Annotated in this window: 17 protein-coding genes, 1 pseudogene and 1 riboswitch; of the genes and pseudogenes, 15 read left to right on the top strand and 3 right to left on the bottom strand. The window is 66.7% G+C overall.

The genetic code is table 11. From position 1 onward, the window contains the following. The first annotated feature begins 115 nt into the window (after nt 1-115). The 13 genes and pseudogenes from GobsT_RS08260 (at nt 116) to GobsT_RS08200 (ending at nt 12,819) form a co-directional block, all read left to right on the top strand. The gene (locus tag GobsT_RS08260; RefSeq protein WP_010044242.1) at nt 116-1,057 is read left to right on the top strand and encodes a sulfite exporter TauE/SafE family protein; all 942 of its coding nucleotides are present in this window, start codon (nt 116-118) and stop codon (nt 1,055-1,057) included. 495 nt (nt 1,058-1,552) lie between these two features. Next, nucleotides 1,553-1,762: riboswitch (cobalamin riboswitch) on the top strand. A gap of 211 nt (nt 1,763-1,973) precedes the next feature. After that, complete coding sequence (locus GobsT_RS08255; protein WP_081471784.1) at nt 1,974-4,289, top strand: ribonucleoside-diphosphate reductase subunit alpha; 2,316 nt, start codon at nt 1,974-1,976, stop codon at nt 4,287-4,289. Between the two features lie 577 nt (nt 4,290-4,866). Further along, a complete protein-coding gene (locus GobsT_RS08250) occupies nt 4,867-5,865 on the top strand; it encodes a ribonucleotide-diphosphate reductase subunit beta (RefSeq protein WP_010044235.1) in 999 nt (332 codons plus the stop codon). 541 nt (nt 5,866-6,406) lie between these two features. Next, a complete protein-coding gene (locus GobsT_RS08245; RefSeq protein ID WP_010044233.1) occupies nt 6,407-6,913 on the top strand; it encodes a hypothetical protein in 507 nt (168 codons plus the stop codon). 171 nt (nt 6,914-7,084) lie between these two features. Then, nucleotides 7,085-7,504 (top strand): hypothetical protein, encoded by a 420-nt coding sequence (locus GobsT_RS08240; protein WP_148087653.1) that lies wholly within the window; start codon nt 7,085-7,087, stop codon nt 7,502-7,504. 121 nt (nt 7,505-7,625) lie between these two features. Continuing rightward, nucleotides 7,626-8,015 (top strand): hypothetical protein, encoded by a 390-nt coding sequence (locus GobsT_RS08235; protein WP_010044229.1) that lies wholly within the window; start codon nt 7,626-7,628, stop codon nt 8,013-8,015. A 223-nt stretch (nt 8,016-8,238) separates the two neighbouring features. Beyond that, the gene (locus tag GobsT_RS08230; RefSeq protein WP_148087652.1) at nt 8,239-8,664 is read left to right on the top strand and encodes a hypothetical protein; all 426 of its coding nucleotides are present in this window, start codon (nt 8,239-8,241) and stop codon (nt 8,662-8,664) included. Between the two features lie 243 nt (nt 8,665-8,907). Further along, nucleotides 8,908-9,213, top strand: a complete 306-nt coding sequence (locus tag GobsT_RS08225) for a hypothetical protein (protein ID WP_010044227.1) — start codon at nt 8,908-8,910, stop codon at nt 9,211-9,213. A gap of 148 nt (nt 9,214-9,361) precedes the next feature. After that, nucleotides 9,362-9,772 (top strand): DUF7919 family protein, encoded by a 411-nt coding sequence (locus GobsT_RS08220; protein ID WP_050790318.1) that lies wholly within the window; start codon nt 9,362-9,364, stop codon nt 9,770-9,772. Nucleotides 9,773-9,919: 147 nt separating this feature from the next. Next, complete coding sequence (locus GobsT_RS08215; protein WP_010044220.1) at nt 9,920-10,414, top strand: hypothetical protein; 495 nt, start codon at nt 9,920-9,922, stop codon at nt 10,412-10,414. 124 nt (nt 10,415-10,538) lie between these two features. Further along, entirely contained in the window at nt 10,539-10,958 is a 420-nt protein-coding gene (locus GobsT_RS08210; protein WP_010044218.1) for a hypothetical protein, read from the top strand. A 179-nt stretch (nt 10,959-11,137) separates the two neighbouring features. Next, nucleotides 11,138-11,353: pseudogene (locus tag GobsT_RS08205) on the top strand (ribonucleotide-diphosphate reductase subunit beta); the annotation flags it as partial. 422 nt (nt 11,354-11,775) lie between these two features. Continuing rightward, nucleotides 11,776-12,819, top strand: coding sequence for a tRNA dihydrouridine synthase (locus tag GobsT_RS08200; RefSeq protein WP_109571214.1), 1,044 nt, complete (start codon nt 11,776-11,778; stop codon nt 12,817-12,819). Here the strand turns inward: GobsT_RS08200 and GobsT_RS08195 are convergent. Next, nucleotides 12,738-13,364 carry an FMN-binding negative transcriptional regulator gene (locus GobsT_RS08195; protein WP_010044209.1) on the bottom strand — a complete coding sequence of 209 codons (627 nt, stop codon included), beginning with the start codon at nt 13,362-13,364 and terminating at the stop codon, nt 12,738-12,740. The two genes, GobsT_RS08200 and GobsT_RS08195, sit on opposite strands and share 82 nt — an antisense overlap. A 240-nt stretch (nt 13,365-13,604) precedes the next feature. On the opposite strand from GobsT_RS08195, the gene GobsT_RS37610 reads away from it, so the two are divergent. Continuing rightward, entirely contained in the window at nt 13,605-13,766 is a 162-nt protein-coding gene (locus GobsT_RS37610; protein WP_010044205.1) for a hypothetical protein, read from the top strand. Between the two features lie 137 nt (nt 13,767-13,903). Then, nucleotides 13,904-14,101, top strand: a complete 198-nt coding sequence (locus GobsT_RS08190) for a hypothetical protein (RefSeq protein ID WP_010044203.1) — start codon at nt 13,904-13,906, stop codon at nt 14,099-14,101. A gap of 414 nt (nt 14,102-14,515) precedes the next feature. Here the strand turns inward: GobsT_RS08190 and GobsT_RS08185 are convergent, their stop codons facing one another. Continuing rightward, nucleotides 14,516-15,676, bottom strand: coding sequence for a prenyltransferase/squalene oxidase repeat-containing protein (locus GobsT_RS08185; protein WP_010048802.1), 1,161 nt, complete (start codon nt 15,674-15,676; stop codon nt 14,516-14,518). Nucleotides 15,677-15,935: 259 nt separating this feature from the next. After that, nucleotides 15,936-16,418 (bottom strand): GNAT family N-acetyltransferase, encoded by a 483-nt coding sequence (locus GobsT_RS08180; protein ID WP_029601243.1) that lies wholly within the window; start codon nt 16,416-16,418, stop codon nt 15,936-15,938. Between the last annotated feature and the right edge of the window lie 229 nt (nt 16,419-16,647).

Raw genomic sequence — 16,647 nt, 5'->3', positions numbered from 1 at the left:
CCAACAAATCGGGAGGGACTGTACCGCGACCGCGCGGCCGTTGGGTAGGCCAACTTGGCGGCGGCACGCGCCCTAGAATGCACCGGGCTGCCGTGCGACCGTTCAGGAGGGGCGGGTGGAAACCGAGCGCGTACTGTTGCTGGTCGGGACCGGGGTGATTTCGTTCGTGCTGAGTTACGTGGGCGCCGCGGCGGGGCTGATCCTCGGCCACCTGCGCCTGCCGCTTCTGGTGTACGTGCTGGGGAACCCGATCGCCGGAGCGTCCACGAACTTGGCCGTGTCCGGGGCCGGGGCGCTGGCCGGGTCGCTGAAGCACGTCCGCGACGGCCGCGTGTCGGGCAAGGTGCTGCTGATGATGGGCCTGCCGTCCATGATCGGGGCGGTGACCGGGGTGCTGTTCTTCGTGTCCGTCAGCCCGGTGTGGTCGCACGTCGTGATCGGGGCCATGCTCGTCTACTCGGGCGGGGAACTGGTCCGCGCCGGCCGCAAGGAAGAGAAAGGGGCGGCGGCCCCGGCCGGGAAACCGGGCCGGTGGCTGGCCGTGTGGGAGATCGTCATCGGCCTCATTCTGGGTGCGGTGGCCGCGATCACGGGGCTGATGCTCGGGACGATCCGGCTGCCGATGATGATCCGGTGGCTGCGCATCGACCCCGCCGTAGCGGTGGGGAGCAACATGGTGATCGGGTGCGCGACGGCGGTGGCCGCCGCGATCACCGCGTGGGGCGCCGGCGGCGGGTTGCACCCGCTGAGCCTGCTGATCGTCGGCCCGCCGACCATCCTCGGCAGCTACTTCGGCGCCCGGAAGACCGGGAAGCTGTCCCCGGCGAAGTTGAAGCGCCTGGTGGGCTGGGTGGTGGCGGGGTCGGGCGTGTTCATGATGGCCCTGGCGGCGCCGGCGCTGCTGCTGCGGTCCCCGTCCGGTGCCCCGGCGCGCGGGCCGACCGAGGACCTGCCGGACCTGCGGCCCGAGGCCCCGCGCCCGCCGCACACGTCGATGGGGTTCATCGAACTCGACGACGACCCGGACGACGATCCGGACGACGCACCGGATAATTGACCCGCTGTACCGGTGCCGTTCGCTGCGTTGCCGCGGGTCGCGCGTTCGGCACATCGGGCATTTCCCCACCGCATTTCCCCCATTTAGAGCTTCCAGAAGTTTTCCACTCCCCGCGACCGGTTCCGGGCAAGCGGTCGGCACCGCATTCGTGCCCGAAAAGCGAACTCGCCTGCACATAAAATTCGCCGCAACTCGTTTGAATTGAACGCATTGAGTCCCAATTACCGCGTTCGAACTCTGTCGTCTCGGTGCCCCGCTCCTGTGCTTGGGGGTGTGGGATTCGGTGGTAGCTGTGCCCCAGCGAACTGCCACCGAACGACCAGCGAATGGGTAGCGGATGTCCAGTCGGGTCGCTGACGTGGCGCTGTAACCCCCGTTACAGCGCCGCAACCGGTTCCAACCCGCGTAACGCGCATGGCTTGCCTGCCCCGTACCCGCGGCGCCCCGTTTGCCCCGGCGCGCGGATTTGGTTGCGGCCGGCAGCGCGGAACGCCGATGATGGTGATTGTCGTCGGTTCGGCCGCGCCTCGCGCGGCTGACTAAAAGGGAACCCGGTGGAAATCCGGGACTGCCCCACGCAGCGGTAACGGGAACGACCGCCGTCACACGCACTGGCCCAGGTGGGCCGGGAAGCGACGGCCAGTAGGTGTGCGGTTCGCCGCACCCGCCCGAAGTCCGAAGACCTGCCGCCGACCCGCGCCGCGCACACCCTGCGCCGCGCGGACACACCCGTGCCTTCGAGGGGAAGGCGGCGGGCGGCCGGCACACGTGCGCTCGCGCACGTACCCATCCGCCTGTGCTCTTTCCCCGCGCGCACCGCGTTCACCGGGAGAGAGCCGTGACCACCCCCGCCATCGACCTCACAATCACTCCCCCGCCCGCGGGGCGCCCGCGGCTCCCCGATTCGCCGTCGCTCATGCAGGTCCGCAAGCGGAGCGGCGCGCTCGAAGACGTTAACGTGAACAAGATCGTCCGCGCGGTGCAGCGGTGCAGCGGCGGGCTCCCCGGCGTGGACCCGATGCGGGTCGCGGTGAAGACCATCGGCGGGCTGTACGACGGGGCCACCACCGCCGAACTCGACCGCCTCTCGATCCAGACCGCCGCCGGACTCATTTCGGAGGAGCCGGAGTACTCGCGGCTCGCGGCCCGGTTGCTCGCGACCTACGTCGATAAGGAGGTTGCGAACCAGGACGTTCATTCGTTCTCGCAGTCGATCGCGGCCGGGTACCGGCACGGGCTGGTCGCCGGAGGGACGATGGCGTTCGTCGCCGCCAACGCCCGCAAGCTCAACGCCGCCGCCGCCGAGCCCGCGCCGGACCTGTTCGAGTACTTCGGGCTGCGCACCGTGTACGACCGGTACCTGCTCCGGCACCCCGACACGCGCCACGTCATCGAGACGCCGGCGTTCTTCTTCCTGCGGGTGGCGTGCGGGCTGGCCGAGTCCGCCGCGGACGCGATCGAACTCTACCGGCTGATGTCCGCGCACCGTTACCTGCCCAGCACCCCGACGCTGTTCAACTCCGGCACCGCGCGGCCGCAGATGTCCTCGTGCTACCTGCTGGATTCTCCCGCCGATGCCCTCGAAGCCATTTACGACCGGTATGCCGACGTTGCGAAGTTGTCGAAGTTTGCCGGCGGGATCGGGCTGGCGTACCACCGCATCCGCTCGCGCGGGTCGCTGATCCGCGGCACCAACGGGCACAGCAACGGCATCGTCCCGTGGCTCAAGACGCTCGACTCGTCGGTGGCGGCGGTGAACCAGGGCGGGAAGCGCAAGGGCGCGTGCTGCGTGTACCTGGAGACGTGGCACGCGGACGTGGAAGAGTTCCTGGAGCTGCGCGACAACACCGGCGACCCGGCCCGGCGCACGTACAACCTGAACCTCGCCAACTGGGTGCCGGACCTGTTCATGCGGCGCGTCGAGGCGGGCGAGCCGTGGTCGCTGTTCGACCCGAAAGCCGTCCCGCACCTGACCGACCTGTTCGGCGCCGCCTTCGACGCGGCCTACACCGACGCCGAGGCAAAAGGCCTGGCCGTGAAGTCGGTGCCGGCCCGCGACCTGTACGCGCGGATGATGAAGACGCTGGCCGAGACCGGCAACGGGTGGATGACCTTCAAGGACGCCTGCAACCGCGCGTGCAACCAGACCGCCGAGCCGGGCGCGGTCGTCCACAGTTCCAACCTGTGTACCGAGATCGTCGAGGTGACATCGGCCGGTGAGACCGCGGTGTGCAACCTCGGTTCGGTGAACCTGGCCCGGCACGTGACGCGCGACGGGTTCGATTTCGCCGCGCTGGCCGAGACGGTCCGCACGGCGGTGCGGTTCCTCGATCGCGTCGTGGACGTGAACTTCTACCCCACCCCGGAGGCCGCGGCGTCGAACGCCCGGTGGCGTCCGGTCGGGCTCGGGGTGATGGGGCTTCAGGACGTGTTCTTCAAACTGAAGCTACCGTTCGACGCCCCCGCCGCGCGCGAGCTGTCCCGGCGCATTCAGGAGGAGATTTACTACCACGCGCTGGCGACCTCCTGCGAGTTGGCGGCGGCGCGGGGGCCGCACCCGTCGTTCGCGAGCACCCGCGCCGCGGCCGGTGTACTTCAGTTCGATCTGTGGGGCGTGGAGCCGACCGACCCGGCCCGCTGGGCGGCGCTGCGGGAGCGGGTGCGCACGACCGGGCTCCGCAACTCGCTGCTGGTCGCGATCGCGCCGACGGCCACCATCGCGTCGATTGTGGGCGCCTACGAGTGCGTGGAGCCGCAGGTGTCGAACCTGTTCAAGCGGGAGACGCTGTCCGGCGAGTTTCTTCAGGTGAACCGCTATCTGGTGGACGATCTCAAGGCGCTCGGGCTGTGGACCGACGCGGTCCGCACGAAGATCAAGCTCGCCGACGGCTCGGTTCAGTCACTTTCGGAGCTGCCCGCGGGGCTGCGTGCGGTGTACCGGACGGCGTGGGAGGTGCCGCAGCGGGGGCTCATCGACATGGCAGCCGAGCGCGGGCCGTTCATCGACCAGAGCCAGTCGCTGAACCTGTTCCTGGAGAGCCCGACCATCGGCAAGATGTCGTCGATGTACATGCACGCGTGGAAGAAGGGGCTCAAGACCACGTACTACCTGCGCTCGCGGCCGGCGACCGCCATCGCGAAGACGACCGTGACGCCGACCGCCGCGCCGGCCGACACGTCGGCGGTCTCCTGCTCGCTCGAAAACCCCGGCGCGTGCGAGGCGTGCCAGTGAGGGCCATTCGGTAGTCTCAAGTCAGCAAGTCGAAAGTCATAAGAACGCGTGGCGGAATGAGCCCCGCTCGTGTTGGCGCGGCGGCCCGAGATGAGGGCGTGGCACCAAAACTCGTTGAAGGAGCCAAGAATATTTTGACAGGATCAACAGGATAAACAGGATTTAGAATTCATCTGCCTTCATCCTGTTTATCCTGTTGATCCTGTCAAAAACTGCCTTCGTAAGCACGAGGGCGGCACGGACCAAAACGCAGCCACGACCATCCGCCCATTCCGCCCCTGTTCGAGAGTCTCGGTTAACGCAACCACAGCCAGCCCGAGATAAGGGTGTTCGGCGTCAAGGCTTGATGAAAACTAAAGAGTTGTTGACAGGATTAACAGGATCAGCAGGATTTAAAATTTGTCTGCCTTCATCCTGTCTATCCTGTTGATCCTGTCAAAAATTGTCTTCGTAAGCGCGAGGGCGGCACGGACCAAAACGCAGCCACATCCATCCGCCCATCGTTCGACAGTCTCGGTCAACGCAACCACACCCGGGGCGCGAATCCCCGGTTCACCGACGGCACGGAGGCCGTTTTATGCTCCTCGATCCCGGAATGAGTCTGACCCTGCGCCCGATGCGCTACCCGCCGTTCTTCGAGATGTACAAGGACGCGATCAAGAACACCTGGACCGTGGACGAGGTGGACTTCTCCACCGACCTCGCGGACCTGCGGGGGCGGGTGACGCCCGCCGAGCGGCACCTGATTCACCGGCTGGTCGCGTTCTTCGCCACCGGGGATTCGATCGTCGGCAACAACCTGGTGCTGAACCTGTACAAGCACGTGAACGCGCCGGAGGCGCGGATGTACCTGTCGCGACAGCTTTACGAGGAGGCGCTGCACGTCCAGTTTTACCTCACGCTGCTCGACAACTACCTGCCGGACATGGCCGCACGCGAGGCCGCGTTCGCCGCGGTGGACAACATCCCGTCCATCAAGCTGAAGGCCGATTTCTGCTTCAAGTGGATCGACTCCATCGAGGGGCTGGACCGGCTGGAAACCCGGGCGCACCGCCGCGCGTTCCTGCTGAACCTGGTGTGCTTCGCGGCGTGCATCGAGGGGCTGTTCTTCTTCGCGGCGTTCGCTTACGTGTACTTCCTGCGCTCGAAGGGGCTGTTGCACGGGCTGGCGACCGGCACCAACTGGGTGTTCCGGGACGAGAGCGCGCACATGGCGTTCGCGTTCCGGGTGATCGACACGGTGCGGCGCGAGGAGCCGGACCTGTTCGACGCGGAACTGGAAGCGCAGATCGTGGCGATGCTGCGCGAGGCGGTCGAGTGTGAGACCGCATTCGCCCGCGACGTGCTGGGCCAGGGGGTCGCGGGCTTGTCGCTGGCGGACCTGCGCAGCTACCTGGAGTACGTGGCGGACCGGCGGCTGGAGTCGCTCGGCATCGCCCCGGTGTTCGGGGCTAAGAATCCGTTCGGCTTCATGGACCTGCAAGACGTGCAGGAGCTGACCAACTTCTTCGAACGCCGGGTGTCCGCCTACCAGCTCGGCGTAACCGGCGCCGTGGCGTTCGAGGAAGAGTTCTGATATTAAGGCGGCGCGTGTGATACGCATGGATGAGGTCCGTCTGGCCGCCACGGCCCTCGACCCCCGGTGATTCTGCCCGATGTGTATCTCGTTCCGCCGTGCTATAATAAATGACTGCGACAATTGCCACTATTGACATCACTTCCGCTTGTATTATTTACTGTCGCACGGTGCACCGGCACTGACGATCGATCGCGCGGAGTGGGTGTGGCGCGCTGGAGGCTGGTTCGGCGGCCGCACGCAAGGAATCTTCACACAGCCTTCACGCGACGCGCTGTTGCCCCGGTAGCCTCTTGCGGTTCGTGCTCAAGACTGGTAAGAACTTACAGACTCTTACCAGTCTTGAGAATGCGGGCACGGTGCTTCGAGCACTAAACACTGGTTCGGCCACAGAAGGCCGAGGGCGATGGCCGCGGCCTTCTGTGGCGGGCGTGCGGCACTTCGCAATTGTCGCCAAGCGAGACCTGGCGTAGAGTTTTAGACCCGCCGGGCCAGCCGTCCGACGGGCTCATCGTTCGCAACCAACTGTAAGGAGGCTCACATGTTCCGAATGATCTGTGCCCTGTCGCTGGTGTGTTTCGCCACCACGGCCGGCGGTGCCGACCGCAGGGAGAAGGCCGCGCAGTTGCATAAGGAAGTGGCCGACCTGCGGGCGCAGCTCGCCGCCAAGGAGGCCGAGCTGAAGCGGTTGGAGGACGTGACGGCCGTGCCGTTCGTGTTCGCCGAGAAGATGAAGGTGGGGACCGCCGGCCCGCTCGGGTACGAGAAGGCCAAGGGGGAGGCGCCGACCCCGCTGCGGGAGTTCGGGGTGGTGCAGATCCTGGACGCCGAGCGGGCGCTGGTCCACGCTCCGTCCCACTGGGTGCCCGTCCAGGGCGGGGGCCTGGTCCTGTGCTACGGCACGTTCGTGCTGCGCCATCCGACCGCCGGGCTGAAGGTCGGAGGCGGGGTGACGCCGGACGCGCCGTGGCTGCGCGTCTGGGACACGGTCACGATCGACAAGCGTACCTACCCTCTGGTCGAGCCCTACACCCCGCCGGCCAAGTAGCCCGTTCACCCCTCCTAGAAACACTGCCGCGGCCCGGCGCCTCACGTCCGCGGGTGCCGGGTGGTGGACCTGGTGCTGGGCAAGGGGTAACGTGGAGAGCCGAACCCGGCGCGGCACCTGACACCGCCGGCTGATTCGGGACGCTTCTCTCATCCGGTGACGGCGGTGTTGGTGAGTTCATCGTTCGGCGGGGGAGGGCTTCGCGGCGTGGTAGCGATTGGGAGCGATCCCCGGTACACATCCGCCCGTCACTTCGCCGTGGCTGGGTGTGACCTCGATCGGGTCTGTGAGTTGCTCGCGGGCTGGCGGGGCGAGGCGCTTGGCCTGCCCGCGTTCGAGTACGACGGTGAGCGGAACTGGTGCGGCGAGTGGTCGTGGGGCGAGGCCCGCGGCACTGTGGTCGGTGTTAACGTCACTCAGGTCCACGAGATCAGGGACGCCGGCGAGTGGGCGTTCCTCACCGGAGCGCTGGCGGGCGCGACTACCGACGTGTCAGTCTTCTGGGCGGCAGAGGCGTCGCCGTTGGTGAGCGCGTTGGAGCGGGAGTTGCCGTCGCTGCTTGGCTGTCCCGTCGCCAAGCGAAGAGGGTAGCATCCTCCGGCGGCCGAACCCGTCGCGGCACCTGACACCGCCGGCAGACTTGGGACACACCGCTCATCCGAGCGGTGGCGGTGTCGGCGGGTTTGATGTTCAGCCACTAGGGGGCGCAGCGGTGGAAGGTTTCTTCCTACTCATCCCTGTCGTGATCGTGGTCGGCATCATGATCCGGCTCGCGGCCGGGGGGATGGACCACGACCGGATCAGGCAGTACGTCGAAGAGCGGGGCGGCAAGGTGCTGGACTCGAGTTGGTCACCTTTTGGCCCCGGCTGGTTCGGCGAGAAGAGCGACCGCATCTACGGCGTCCGTTACCTCGACCGCGACGGCAATGAGCACGAGGCCCACTGCAAGACGAGTATGTGGACCGGAGTGTACTTCACCGAGGACCGGATCGTGAGGTACGCAGAGCGGCCCGCACCCGCCACCGACACCATGACTTCACTGGAGGCGGAGAACCGGCGGTTGCGAGAGGAGTTGGAGCGTCTGCGGCAGGGACGCGGGTGACCCCGAACCAGGTAGCGGGACATCTGAGTGATGTCACCGACATGTGGGGGCATGGCCGAACCCGGCGCTGCGCCTGACACCGCCGGCTGAGTTGGGACGCACCGCTTATCGGATGATGGCAGTGCCGGTGAGTTCATTGTTCGGCAAGAGAAAGGCGAACCTTGCTTTGTTTGGGAGGCTCCATTTAGTTTAAGGCAACCAAGTCAACTGCGAGGACTCTGAAATGGAAGCAACCTCAATCGCTGAGGATATGCTCAACAATAATCCACTCGTCATTTTCTCTATATATGTCGATAGCCAAAGTCGAATAATTCGAGAGCTGGGTGTGGAAATTCTTGCGCGGCTCGACACTGGCATTTCGCCGAACGTTGAGACAGGGAAAGGGGCGGTGCTGAGCATCGATATCAGTTGCTGCTACGGCCGAATCTGGTTATGGGTAATCGGAGCCTACGAAATCGTCCGGACCATGTGCCAAGCAAAGCAGTGTTTTTCTCAGCGAGTTGTACAGGAGCTGCACGGACTCAAACACCGGTTAGGCTTCCTCCGGATGCCGTTTGCCAAGCAGGAACTTCGCGGCAAGTCCGTTCCAGTTCACGCTGAAAATTCGATTGCGGGGATTGGGTCACACCGCCGGACCTCAAATTCCTGATCGAGGGGGAGTTAGTCTCTGTAAGGGATTTGATTAGCGAGTTCGCCCGTGTGTTCGGTGGCATCACGAGGGCAGATGTCCTTGCCGACCATCGCACCACTTACTCGCCTGATGCAGCGTGAGAACCGCTCAAAGACGAGCCGAACTCGGCGCGGCACCTGAAACCGCCCGCGGATTCGGGACGCACCGCTCATCCGGTGGTGGCGGCGCAGGTGAGTTCATCGTTCGGCGGAGGGCGCACGGATGGCGGAAGCGTCTGGTTGGCGGCACCAACCCGTGACCGCCCACCCGGTGTCGCGGCTCCGGTGCCCGGAGTGCAACTGGCTCCAACTCGTCGCCACCGCGGGCGGGCCACCAGTGACCGAGTGCCCGTGGTGCGGGTGGTCCGGGGTGGAAGCCGAGCCGGGCGGGGCGTTCGCCGCCCTCACCTGCCCGGCTCACGGGCCGGTGGTGGTCGTCATCCCGGAGTCCGGGAACGAGGGCGGCGGCATCAGCCCTGACGACTTCACCGACCTGTGCTGCCCGCACTGCCGACGGCCGGCGGGGTGAGCCGCAGACGCCGCCCCAAGCGCCGCCCCAGACCGGCGGGGCATGTAAGCTTTTCCAGGTTCACAGCTCACTCAGCCCCGCCGGCAGGTTTGTTCATCGTTCGGCCACCAGAAGGCCACTTGCCGTGCCGAACTGCGAGGTTGTCGCCATGTTCTTCCCAGATCTCGGGACGACGTGCCAAGTGGATCGAGGCGACCACGTTCGCGCGGTCGGGTGGCTTCACCCGGACCACTCGTTCCCCACCGGCCCCGTGCCACCGGGCTTCTCGGCCGCCCTTCGCGCGCACGCCTACGACTCCTGGCAGCCGGTACTGGCGATGGGGCCGCACTTCTGTGAGCTTTGCTCGCACCCCGCTCCGGGGGCCGACCGCGCCGGCGGCGCGCGGAACTTCTGGATCCCGTCCATGTCGGTGGTGTACGTCGCGCCGGAGTTGATCGTCCATTACGTCGAGGACCATCAGTACCAGCCGCCCGAAGAGTTCGTCGCCGCGGTTCTGGCCTGTCCGCCGCAGAAGTCGGATGCGTTCCTGGAGATGCTCAGGCCGTTCGGTTACACTTAGCGCGAGTAGGCCGAACCCGGCGCGGCACCCGACACCGCCCGCGGATCGGGGCGCATCGCTCGCTTGTAGGGGGCGGTGCTGGTGAGCTTGGTTTTCGGCCACCCGAGGGCGCCTGTGGACGCAAAGCGGGAGCGCTCGAGGTGGCGGTTGAAGGCCGGTCGCGCCATCGGCGTTACTGCCGTCTTGGCCCTCGGGTACTTCGTCCGTCTGTACTTATACCCCTACGACGAGGTTGCCGTCGAGGTGCGGGACGTACCGGCCGACACGGCGTTCGTGTGCCTGGTCGCCGACCGGCCCGGCGGCCCGGTGCTGATGCCCTGGTCGCTCGCCAAGGTGTTCCCGTTCACGATGCACCCCGACAGGTGTACCGCCAGCTATCGTTGGGGCGGTGAAGCCGGCCCGCACGGGGGGTCGGTGCGCTGGGCGAGCGCCGTGCGGGTCGGGGTGCTGCTCGGCGGGGCCACCGGCCGGTGGCGGGTCGCCTGGTACGAGGGTGCGGCCGCCCGCGTCCGGGGCGGGTCGTGGGTATTCGGGGGCGGGTCGTGGCGGCCGAGCCTCCTGGATGCGGCAGACAAGCAACCCCTCGACGAAGCCGCGCTTCGGGGGCTGGGGCTGGACTACGCCCTCCAGAGCGAGAGGTAGCCGGCCCAACCCGACGCCGCACCGGACCGCGGCGCAGAGGTTGTTTCCAGCACCGAACGCGGGTGGCGCGGCTGGTGAGCTTTATGGCCGGCAAGGAACTCGAGAGTTATGGAGGCCGCAGCGGATGTCGTCGAGCGGGCAGAACAACCGGCTGGAGGTGTCGGTGAACGGGCGGGTGGTAACGACTGCGGCCGTTAGCGACCTCGGGCTGATGGATTTCTTCTTGTCGTGGGCGCGCCGCGACCCGGCGCGGCTGACTCCTGAGATGCTGGCCACTCCGGGGTTCACTCCCGAGTCGTGGGCCGGGGGCGAGTTCGAGTACGGACTGGGGGCGCTTGACACGACTCGGTCCGAGACGTTGGAATGGCTCGGCGGGGAGTTGCGGGCGGGCGACGTGCTGTCCCTCCGGGTGCTCCCGCCCGGCGAGGTAGACGAACCGGCGGAGCGAGCACCGGTCGCCGGTCTCAAGGGGCGGGGACCGTTGCGTCGGCGGGCGCGGCCTGACGGCGTGGCCCCAGGCGCCGAACCGGGCGCCGCCGGCTGACTTGGAACGCACCGCTCATCCGATGATGGCGGTGCAGGTGAGTTCATTGTTCGGCCGCCCTCGCGTTCTGCAGCGCGGGCGGCGGTGGGCGTGTGGTCCGCAGTGGTGAAGCCCGTGTGTCGGGCTCCACATGGTGCCCGTAGCTGGTCCGCGCGGCTCGCCGCCGCGAGTGGCGGTTGGGCGTGGCCGGGTTGTCGTGTAGGGACCTCCGCAGCTACCCGGAGTACGCAGCGGACCGGCGGTTGGAGTCGCTCGGCATCGCCCCCGTGTTCGGGACCAAGAATCCGTTCGGCTTCATGGACCTGCAAGACGTGCAGGAGCTGACCAACTTCTTCGAGCGCCGCGTATCCGCCTACCAGCTCGGCGTAACTGGAGCCGCGGCGTCCGAGGAGTAGTTTCAACAACATAATCGATAGACTGTGTCTGTTTCTTGTGGCGCAGACTGGAATTTCTATGTCACAAGCACAAAAGACCAAATCGCGCACTTGTAACCGTTCGCGGAACATCACCCGTCACGGGCGCGAGAGCAAGACCACTACCACCAGCACGGCAGCGGCCACGAGCGCGAGAACGGGGTTGAACGGCCGCCGCGGCACCGGGCGGTAATAGCCCATCGTGTTCGTCCTCAGGCCGTGCGCCGGGACGGCAACCGCTGGAGTCGGGGACGGAAGCTAATCAGAGGTGAGGTCTACCCGCCCATCTGTGTTACGAATTCTAAAAACATAACACCAAGAGACCAGGGTGCGGGGCCGGTTTCTGGCGCACGGCCCGACCGGGCAATCACTTCGCAGGGCGCGGGGCGCGGTACACTACACCCATGCTCCACCCGGATACACCAGCGCTCGCGCTCGCGCCGATGGAAGGCGTCACTGACGCGCCCATGCGGGCCGTTCAGGGGGCGACCGGCGCGTTCACCTACGCCGTTACCGAGTTCCTGCGGGTCAGCCACGCGGTTCCGCCGCGGCACGTGTTCCACGACCACGTGCCCGAACTCCGCACCGGTGCGGCCACCCTCACGGGGCTGCCGGTTCAGGTGCAACTCCTCGGCGGGGATTCGGGGCGGATGGCAGAGTCGGCGGTCCGCGCTCACGAACTCGGGGCGACCGCCGTTGATGTGAACTTCGGGTGCCCGGCCCCGACCGTGAACCGGCACGACGGCGGCGCGGCCCTCCTGCGGCACCCCTTGCGGATTCGTGAGATCGTCGGGGCCATCCGCGCGGCGCTCCCGCCCCACGTTCCCGTTTCGGCAAAGCTACGGCTCGGCTGGGACACACTCGACGCCATCCACGAGAACGCCACGATGGCCGCGGAGGGCGGGGCGGCGTGGATCACCATTCACGGACGAACGCGGGTCGCGGGGTACGCGCCGCCGATCCACTGGGAGCCCATTGGGCGGGTGCGCGAGCGGCTCGGCATCCCGGTTGTCGCGAACGGCGACATCTGGACCGTCGAGGATTTCAAACGGTGCCGCGACGTGACCGGGTGCAAACACTTCATGCTCGGTCGCGGCGCGCTCGCCGACCCGCGGCTCGCCCGCCGTGTTGCGGCCGAACTCGGGCTGGTGCCACCCGTTGAGGAGACCGACGAGCCGTTCGATTGGGCCGCGCAACTGCGGAATCTGGTCGAGTGGTCGCACCGCTTCGACATGCTCCGGTCCGACAAGAACGTGAGCCGGCTCAAGCAGTGGTTGCGGCTCGCGTCGCAGTTCGGGAGCTTCGCGCACTTCGACCGCGTCAAGCGCATCGAGAGCGTGAGCGGGCTGTTCGCCGCTCTGGAGTGTCAGGCCGGTTTCGAGAGCGTGTCGCGCATCAGCGCGGCGACCGATACCGCGTCTGCGCTGCCGTCCAACTCCAGCGCCTGAATCACCTTCTCGCGGCGCTCGCGCGGGTGGTTCTGGCTCAACTTCTTCTTCCCTTCGAGCCGCTCGATCTCGATCCGGAAGCCGACGATTTGCGGGAGCAACCGCTCCACGAACGGCCCGGACTCGTTCAGCGCCCACGGGTTCGGGCGCACCGCTTCGTAGTAGCTCACGCTCCGGCGCACGATGTCGAGCAGTTCCGTGTGGTCCTCGACCAGCGCGGCGCGGCCGGTGGCGTGGACCGCGACGTAGTTCCACGTCGGCACGGCGTACTCGGTCTCGTACCACGCGGGCGAGATGTAGGCGTGCGGACCGCTGAACACCACCAGGACCGGTTCCGCGGTCAGGTCGTGCCAGTGCGGGTTCGCTCGGGCCACGTGTCCGACGAGCGTTCCGTACGGCCCCGCAGTGCGGTCGAGCAGAAAGGGCAGGTGGGTGGCGAACGGCTCGCCCGCAACTCGCGACACGAGCAGCCCGAAACTGTAGCGCTCGATCAGGTCGTGAAGCGCGTCTCGGTCGTCTTCGGCGAAGTGCGGCGGTGTGTACATCAGCGGTTCTCCGGAAAAACGACGGACGCCCCGGGCATCCGACCGGTTCGCCTGGGTAAGCTGGGCAGCAAGCTCACATAGGCGAAAATGTGGAAGGTGTTTCGATAATAAGGTCGACGATCCGGCGACCGCACGTTCTGCGGCTTTTCACCCGCCGACTGGCACGATCGCTGCGTTACTACCGGCAACTCCCTGCGAACGGTTCGCAGTTTTTGCAAGACGCCCAGGGCGAGATTCCCGATGACCCCACTTATCAACCTCTCCGAACCGGTTCAATCCACCCAGGCAGACGTTTCGGCGCCCCGCTTCTTCATCGACAACACCATCGACGCAAGTCCGGACGACGGCGACTGGTGGCTCGACCTCGGCGGCGTCGATTTGCCCGGCTCGATCGCGGTGTAAGTTATTCGTGCCTAGTGTACGAATGTGTATAAAGTACAGAAAGTGATTGTAAAAGGAGCAGGCGCAACTGGGACCCCGGCCGACGTTCCGGGTTAACACCACACGGGAAGCGCCGGGCCACACACAAGGAAGACGCCATGAACCACGAACTGGACGTGCTGACGCTGCTGTTGCTGGACCCCTGCCTGACGGCCGACGAGGCGGCCCGGGAGGCCGCGGCGCGGCGGTCGGCGGTGCTTGCGGCCGAGCCGCGTGACGAGATGCGTTCGCGCCGGGGCCGCAAGGTGCGGGCCGCGACCGTCCCCGCGGAAGACGGCCCGGCGATGGGTTTCTGACCCTTCCGGGTGCGGACGAAACTTTTGGTTCGGTCCCTGGGACCGCGGGCGTCCCGCCCGCCCGGCTTCGTGAGTGGTGTCGGTTGGCGTTGATTCGCCAGCCAACTGCTCACGCGGAGCCGGGCGGGCGGGACGCCCGCGGTCCCAGGTGTTAGAGCTGGTAGCAGAATGAGCCCCGCTTGGGGTGGCATTGCGGCTGCCGGGACGACAGGTAGGACCAACACTCGATGGCTGGGCGGAGAAGATCTGACAGGATCAACAGGATTCACCGGATTTAGAATTAATTGGTCTTCATCCGGTGAATCCTGTTCATCCTGTCAAAAATCTTCTTCGTAAACATGAAGCCCGCGTAGGCCGGAACGAAGCTGCGGCCGTCCGTCCATTCTGCCGCCGGTTCTTCGAAGCCCCGCAGGTTCACTTCTTCTTGCAGTAGCTGAGCGCCAGCACTGCGAACGCCGTGGCCAGCGCCGGTTCCGTTTCGAGGAACGCCCGGTTCGTGTTGGCCCAGCTCCCGTTCGCCTTCTGCTTACCCTTCAGCTCGTCGAACAGCTCCTGCCGCCAGTCGTGCTCGGCCCCCTTGGCGTCCTTGAACTTGTCCTCACCCAGCGCGTCCATCGCCTTCGCGAACGTGTGGTAATAGTAGAACAGCCCGCTGTCCTTTTCTTTCATGCCAGGGTTGGCCGACACCGTGTAGTTCTTGCGGATCCACGCGACCGCGGCTTGCACGCGCTTGTCGTCTTTACCGACGCCGGCGTACAGGAAGCTCTTCAGCCCGGCGTAGGTCATGCCGCCCTCGCTCCGCAGCCCGCCGGCGTCGGTGCGCTTGTCGCTCTTCGGGTCCTTGAACGCGCTCGGGTTGTACACGAACCCGCCGCGGGTGTCGTCGTCGGCTTTCTTCGCGAACTCCTGCTTGTTGAACTCGCTCTCCAGGTTCTGGCACCGGCTGATGTAGGTCACCGCGTTCTTGACGGCCGGGTCGTCCTTCGGCACGCCGGCGGCCAGGAGCGCCTCGACCATGAAGTGCGTGTTCGACAGGTCCGGGCCGCCGCGGGTGCCGGGCTTGTCGTACCCGGCGCCGCCGAAGTTCGGGTCGTCCGGGGTGAGCCCGTCGCCGAACTGGAGGGTCTTCACGTACTTCCCGGCGGCTTCAAGCACCTTGTCGTACTTGCCCCCGGCGTTCATCTCCTTGAATGTGACGATGGCGAGGCACGTCATGTAGTTCGACATGCCCCGGATGTACACCCCGCCGTCCTTCTGCACGTGCTTTTCGAGGAACCCGACGGCCTTCGCGACCACCGGGTTGTCGGCCGGGACGCCGGCCCGCACGAGCGCCGCGGCGATGAGCGCGGTCAGTCCCGGTTCGGCCTGGGGGACCGGCCCCATCGGCCCGAAGAAGTGCCCGTCGTCCTTCTGGGCCGTCTTCAGAAAGCCGAGTGCCTTGTCAACAACGGCCTTGAGGTCGTCGGCGCCGGGGGCGGCGCCGGCGGTCGAGAGGGCCAGTCCCCCCGAGACCGTAGCCACGACGGGCGCGACGGCGGCGGCCTTGAGCCATTCGCGGCGGTTCAACTGCGACATGCGGACCCTCCGTTGAAGCAATGCGGGAGCGCGGCGAGGTGCAACCCGGGCGCGCGCTCAGGCGCAACGCGAACCCCGGCTCACCGCCAGGGTACGCGCAAACGGGGGCCGGGGGAATGGTCAAACGGTGGCCGTCGCTGGGCGAGAAATGGCCACGGGTGCAAATGGCTCGCGGTGCGATGTCAAGGGACACAAACTGACCCAGCTCTCCGGCCCGACCACGCCGCAGGGAGCGATGTCAGCAGACCGCGTAGCCGGGTCAGGTGTGCCTTGGCGACCCCAGCAGTTTGCGGAACACCACCTTGTCGTCGCCCGCCTTGTAGAACTCGCGAATGCGGGCCTCCTCATCATACCCTATCGCTCGATAGAACGCCCGCGTCTGTTCGAAGCTCCCCAGCCCGGACGTCTCGATCAGCAGCAGCCGCGCCCCGCGGGCGGCCAGCGCGTGCTCGACGTGCCGCACCAGGGCCGCCCCCCGCCCTTGCCTCTGGCGGTCGGGGTGAACGGCGAGCATGTACAGGTTCCACGTCCCTTCGGTCAGCCGCTCGGGGGCGTAGTACGCCACCCCGACCGGCCCTCCGTCGTCGTCGGTCAGCCACACGTGGTCGGGGCCGTTCTCGCCCGCGAGGCTCGCGGCCAGGACGGCCCCGACTTCGTCGGTCGCGTCGGGCGGGAACAGTCCGGACGATACGGCCAGGGCCAGGATCGCGGCAACATCGTCGGTCGTGGTCGGTCGGATCATCGCGAACTCCGATCGGGTATCGGGCATCACATCCCGACACGCGCCCATCGCTGGAGGTTCGCGCTTCTCTTCGCCCGACCGCAGATTTGCCGCGGGGGGCAGCCGGCAAAGTCAATGTGGTACTCACACGGAAGGGCGGGCACGCCGGCAGCGGCGACGAGCGCGAAACCGGACATGCGACCTTCGTGAGTTAGGCAAGGGAACGTGTCAGATCACGACCCGCTGCGAC

This window comes from Gemmata obscuriglobus (assembly GCF_008065095.1).
Classification (GTDB): domain Bacteria; phylum Planctomycetota; class Planctomycetia; order Gemmatales; family Gemmataceae; genus Gemmata; species Gemmata obscuriglobus.
The sequence above is the reverse complement of the archived record's forward strand: the minus strand, read 5'-3'. Positions and strand labels throughout refer to the sequence as shown.

Coding starts and splice junctions, on each gene's coding strand:
- GobsT_RS08185 (WP_010048802.1), bottom strand. CDS start 15,676: ATGTCGCAGTTGAACCGCCGCGAATGGCTCAAGGCCGCCGCCGTCGCG.
- GobsT_RS08250 (WP_010044235.1), top strand. CDS start 4,867: ATGCTCCTCGATCCCGGAATGAGTCTGACCCTGCGCCCGATGCGCTAC.
- GobsT_RS08200 (WP_109571214.1), top strand. CDS start 11,776: ATGCTCCACCCGGATACACCAGCGCTCGCGCTCGCGCCGATGGAAGGC.
- GobsT_RS08195 (WP_010044209.1), bottom strand. CDS start 13,364: ATGTACACACCGCCGCACTTCGCCGAAGACGACCGAGACGCGCTTCAC.
- GobsT_RS37610 (WP_010044205.1), top strand. CDS start 13,605: ATGACCCCACTTATCAACCTCTCCGAACCGGTTCAATCCACCCAGGCA.
- GobsT_RS08210 (WP_010044218.1), top strand. CDS start 10,539: ATGTCGTCGAGCGGGCAGAACAACCGGCTGGAGGTGTCGGTGAACGGG.
- GobsT_RS08225 (WP_010044227.1), top strand. CDS start 8,908: ATGGCGGAAGCGTCTGGTTGGCGGCACCAACCCGTGACCGCCCACCCG.
- GobsT_RS08220 (WP_050790318.1), top strand. CDS start 9,362: ATGTTCTTCCCAGATCTCGGGACGACGTGCCAAGTGGATCGAGGCGAC.
- GobsT_RS08255 (WP_081471784.1), top strand. CDS start 1,974: ATGCAGGTCCGCAAGCGGAGCGGCGCGCTCGAAGACGTTAACGTGAAC.
- GobsT_RS08190 (WP_010044203.1), top strand. CDS start 13,904: ATGAACCACGAACTGGACGTGCTGACGCTGCTGTTGCTGGACCCCTGC.
- GobsT_RS08245 (WP_010044233.1), top strand. CDS start 6,407: ATGTTCCGAATGATCTGTGCCCTGTCGCTGGTGTGTTTCGCCACCACG.
- GobsT_RS08180 (WP_029601243.1), bottom strand. CDS start 16,418: ATGATCCGACCGACCACGACCGACGATGTTGCCGCGATCCTGGCCCTG.
- GobsT_RS08230 (WP_148087652.1), top strand. CDS start 8,239: ATGGAAGCAACCTCAATCGCTGAGGATATGCTCAACAATAATCCACTC.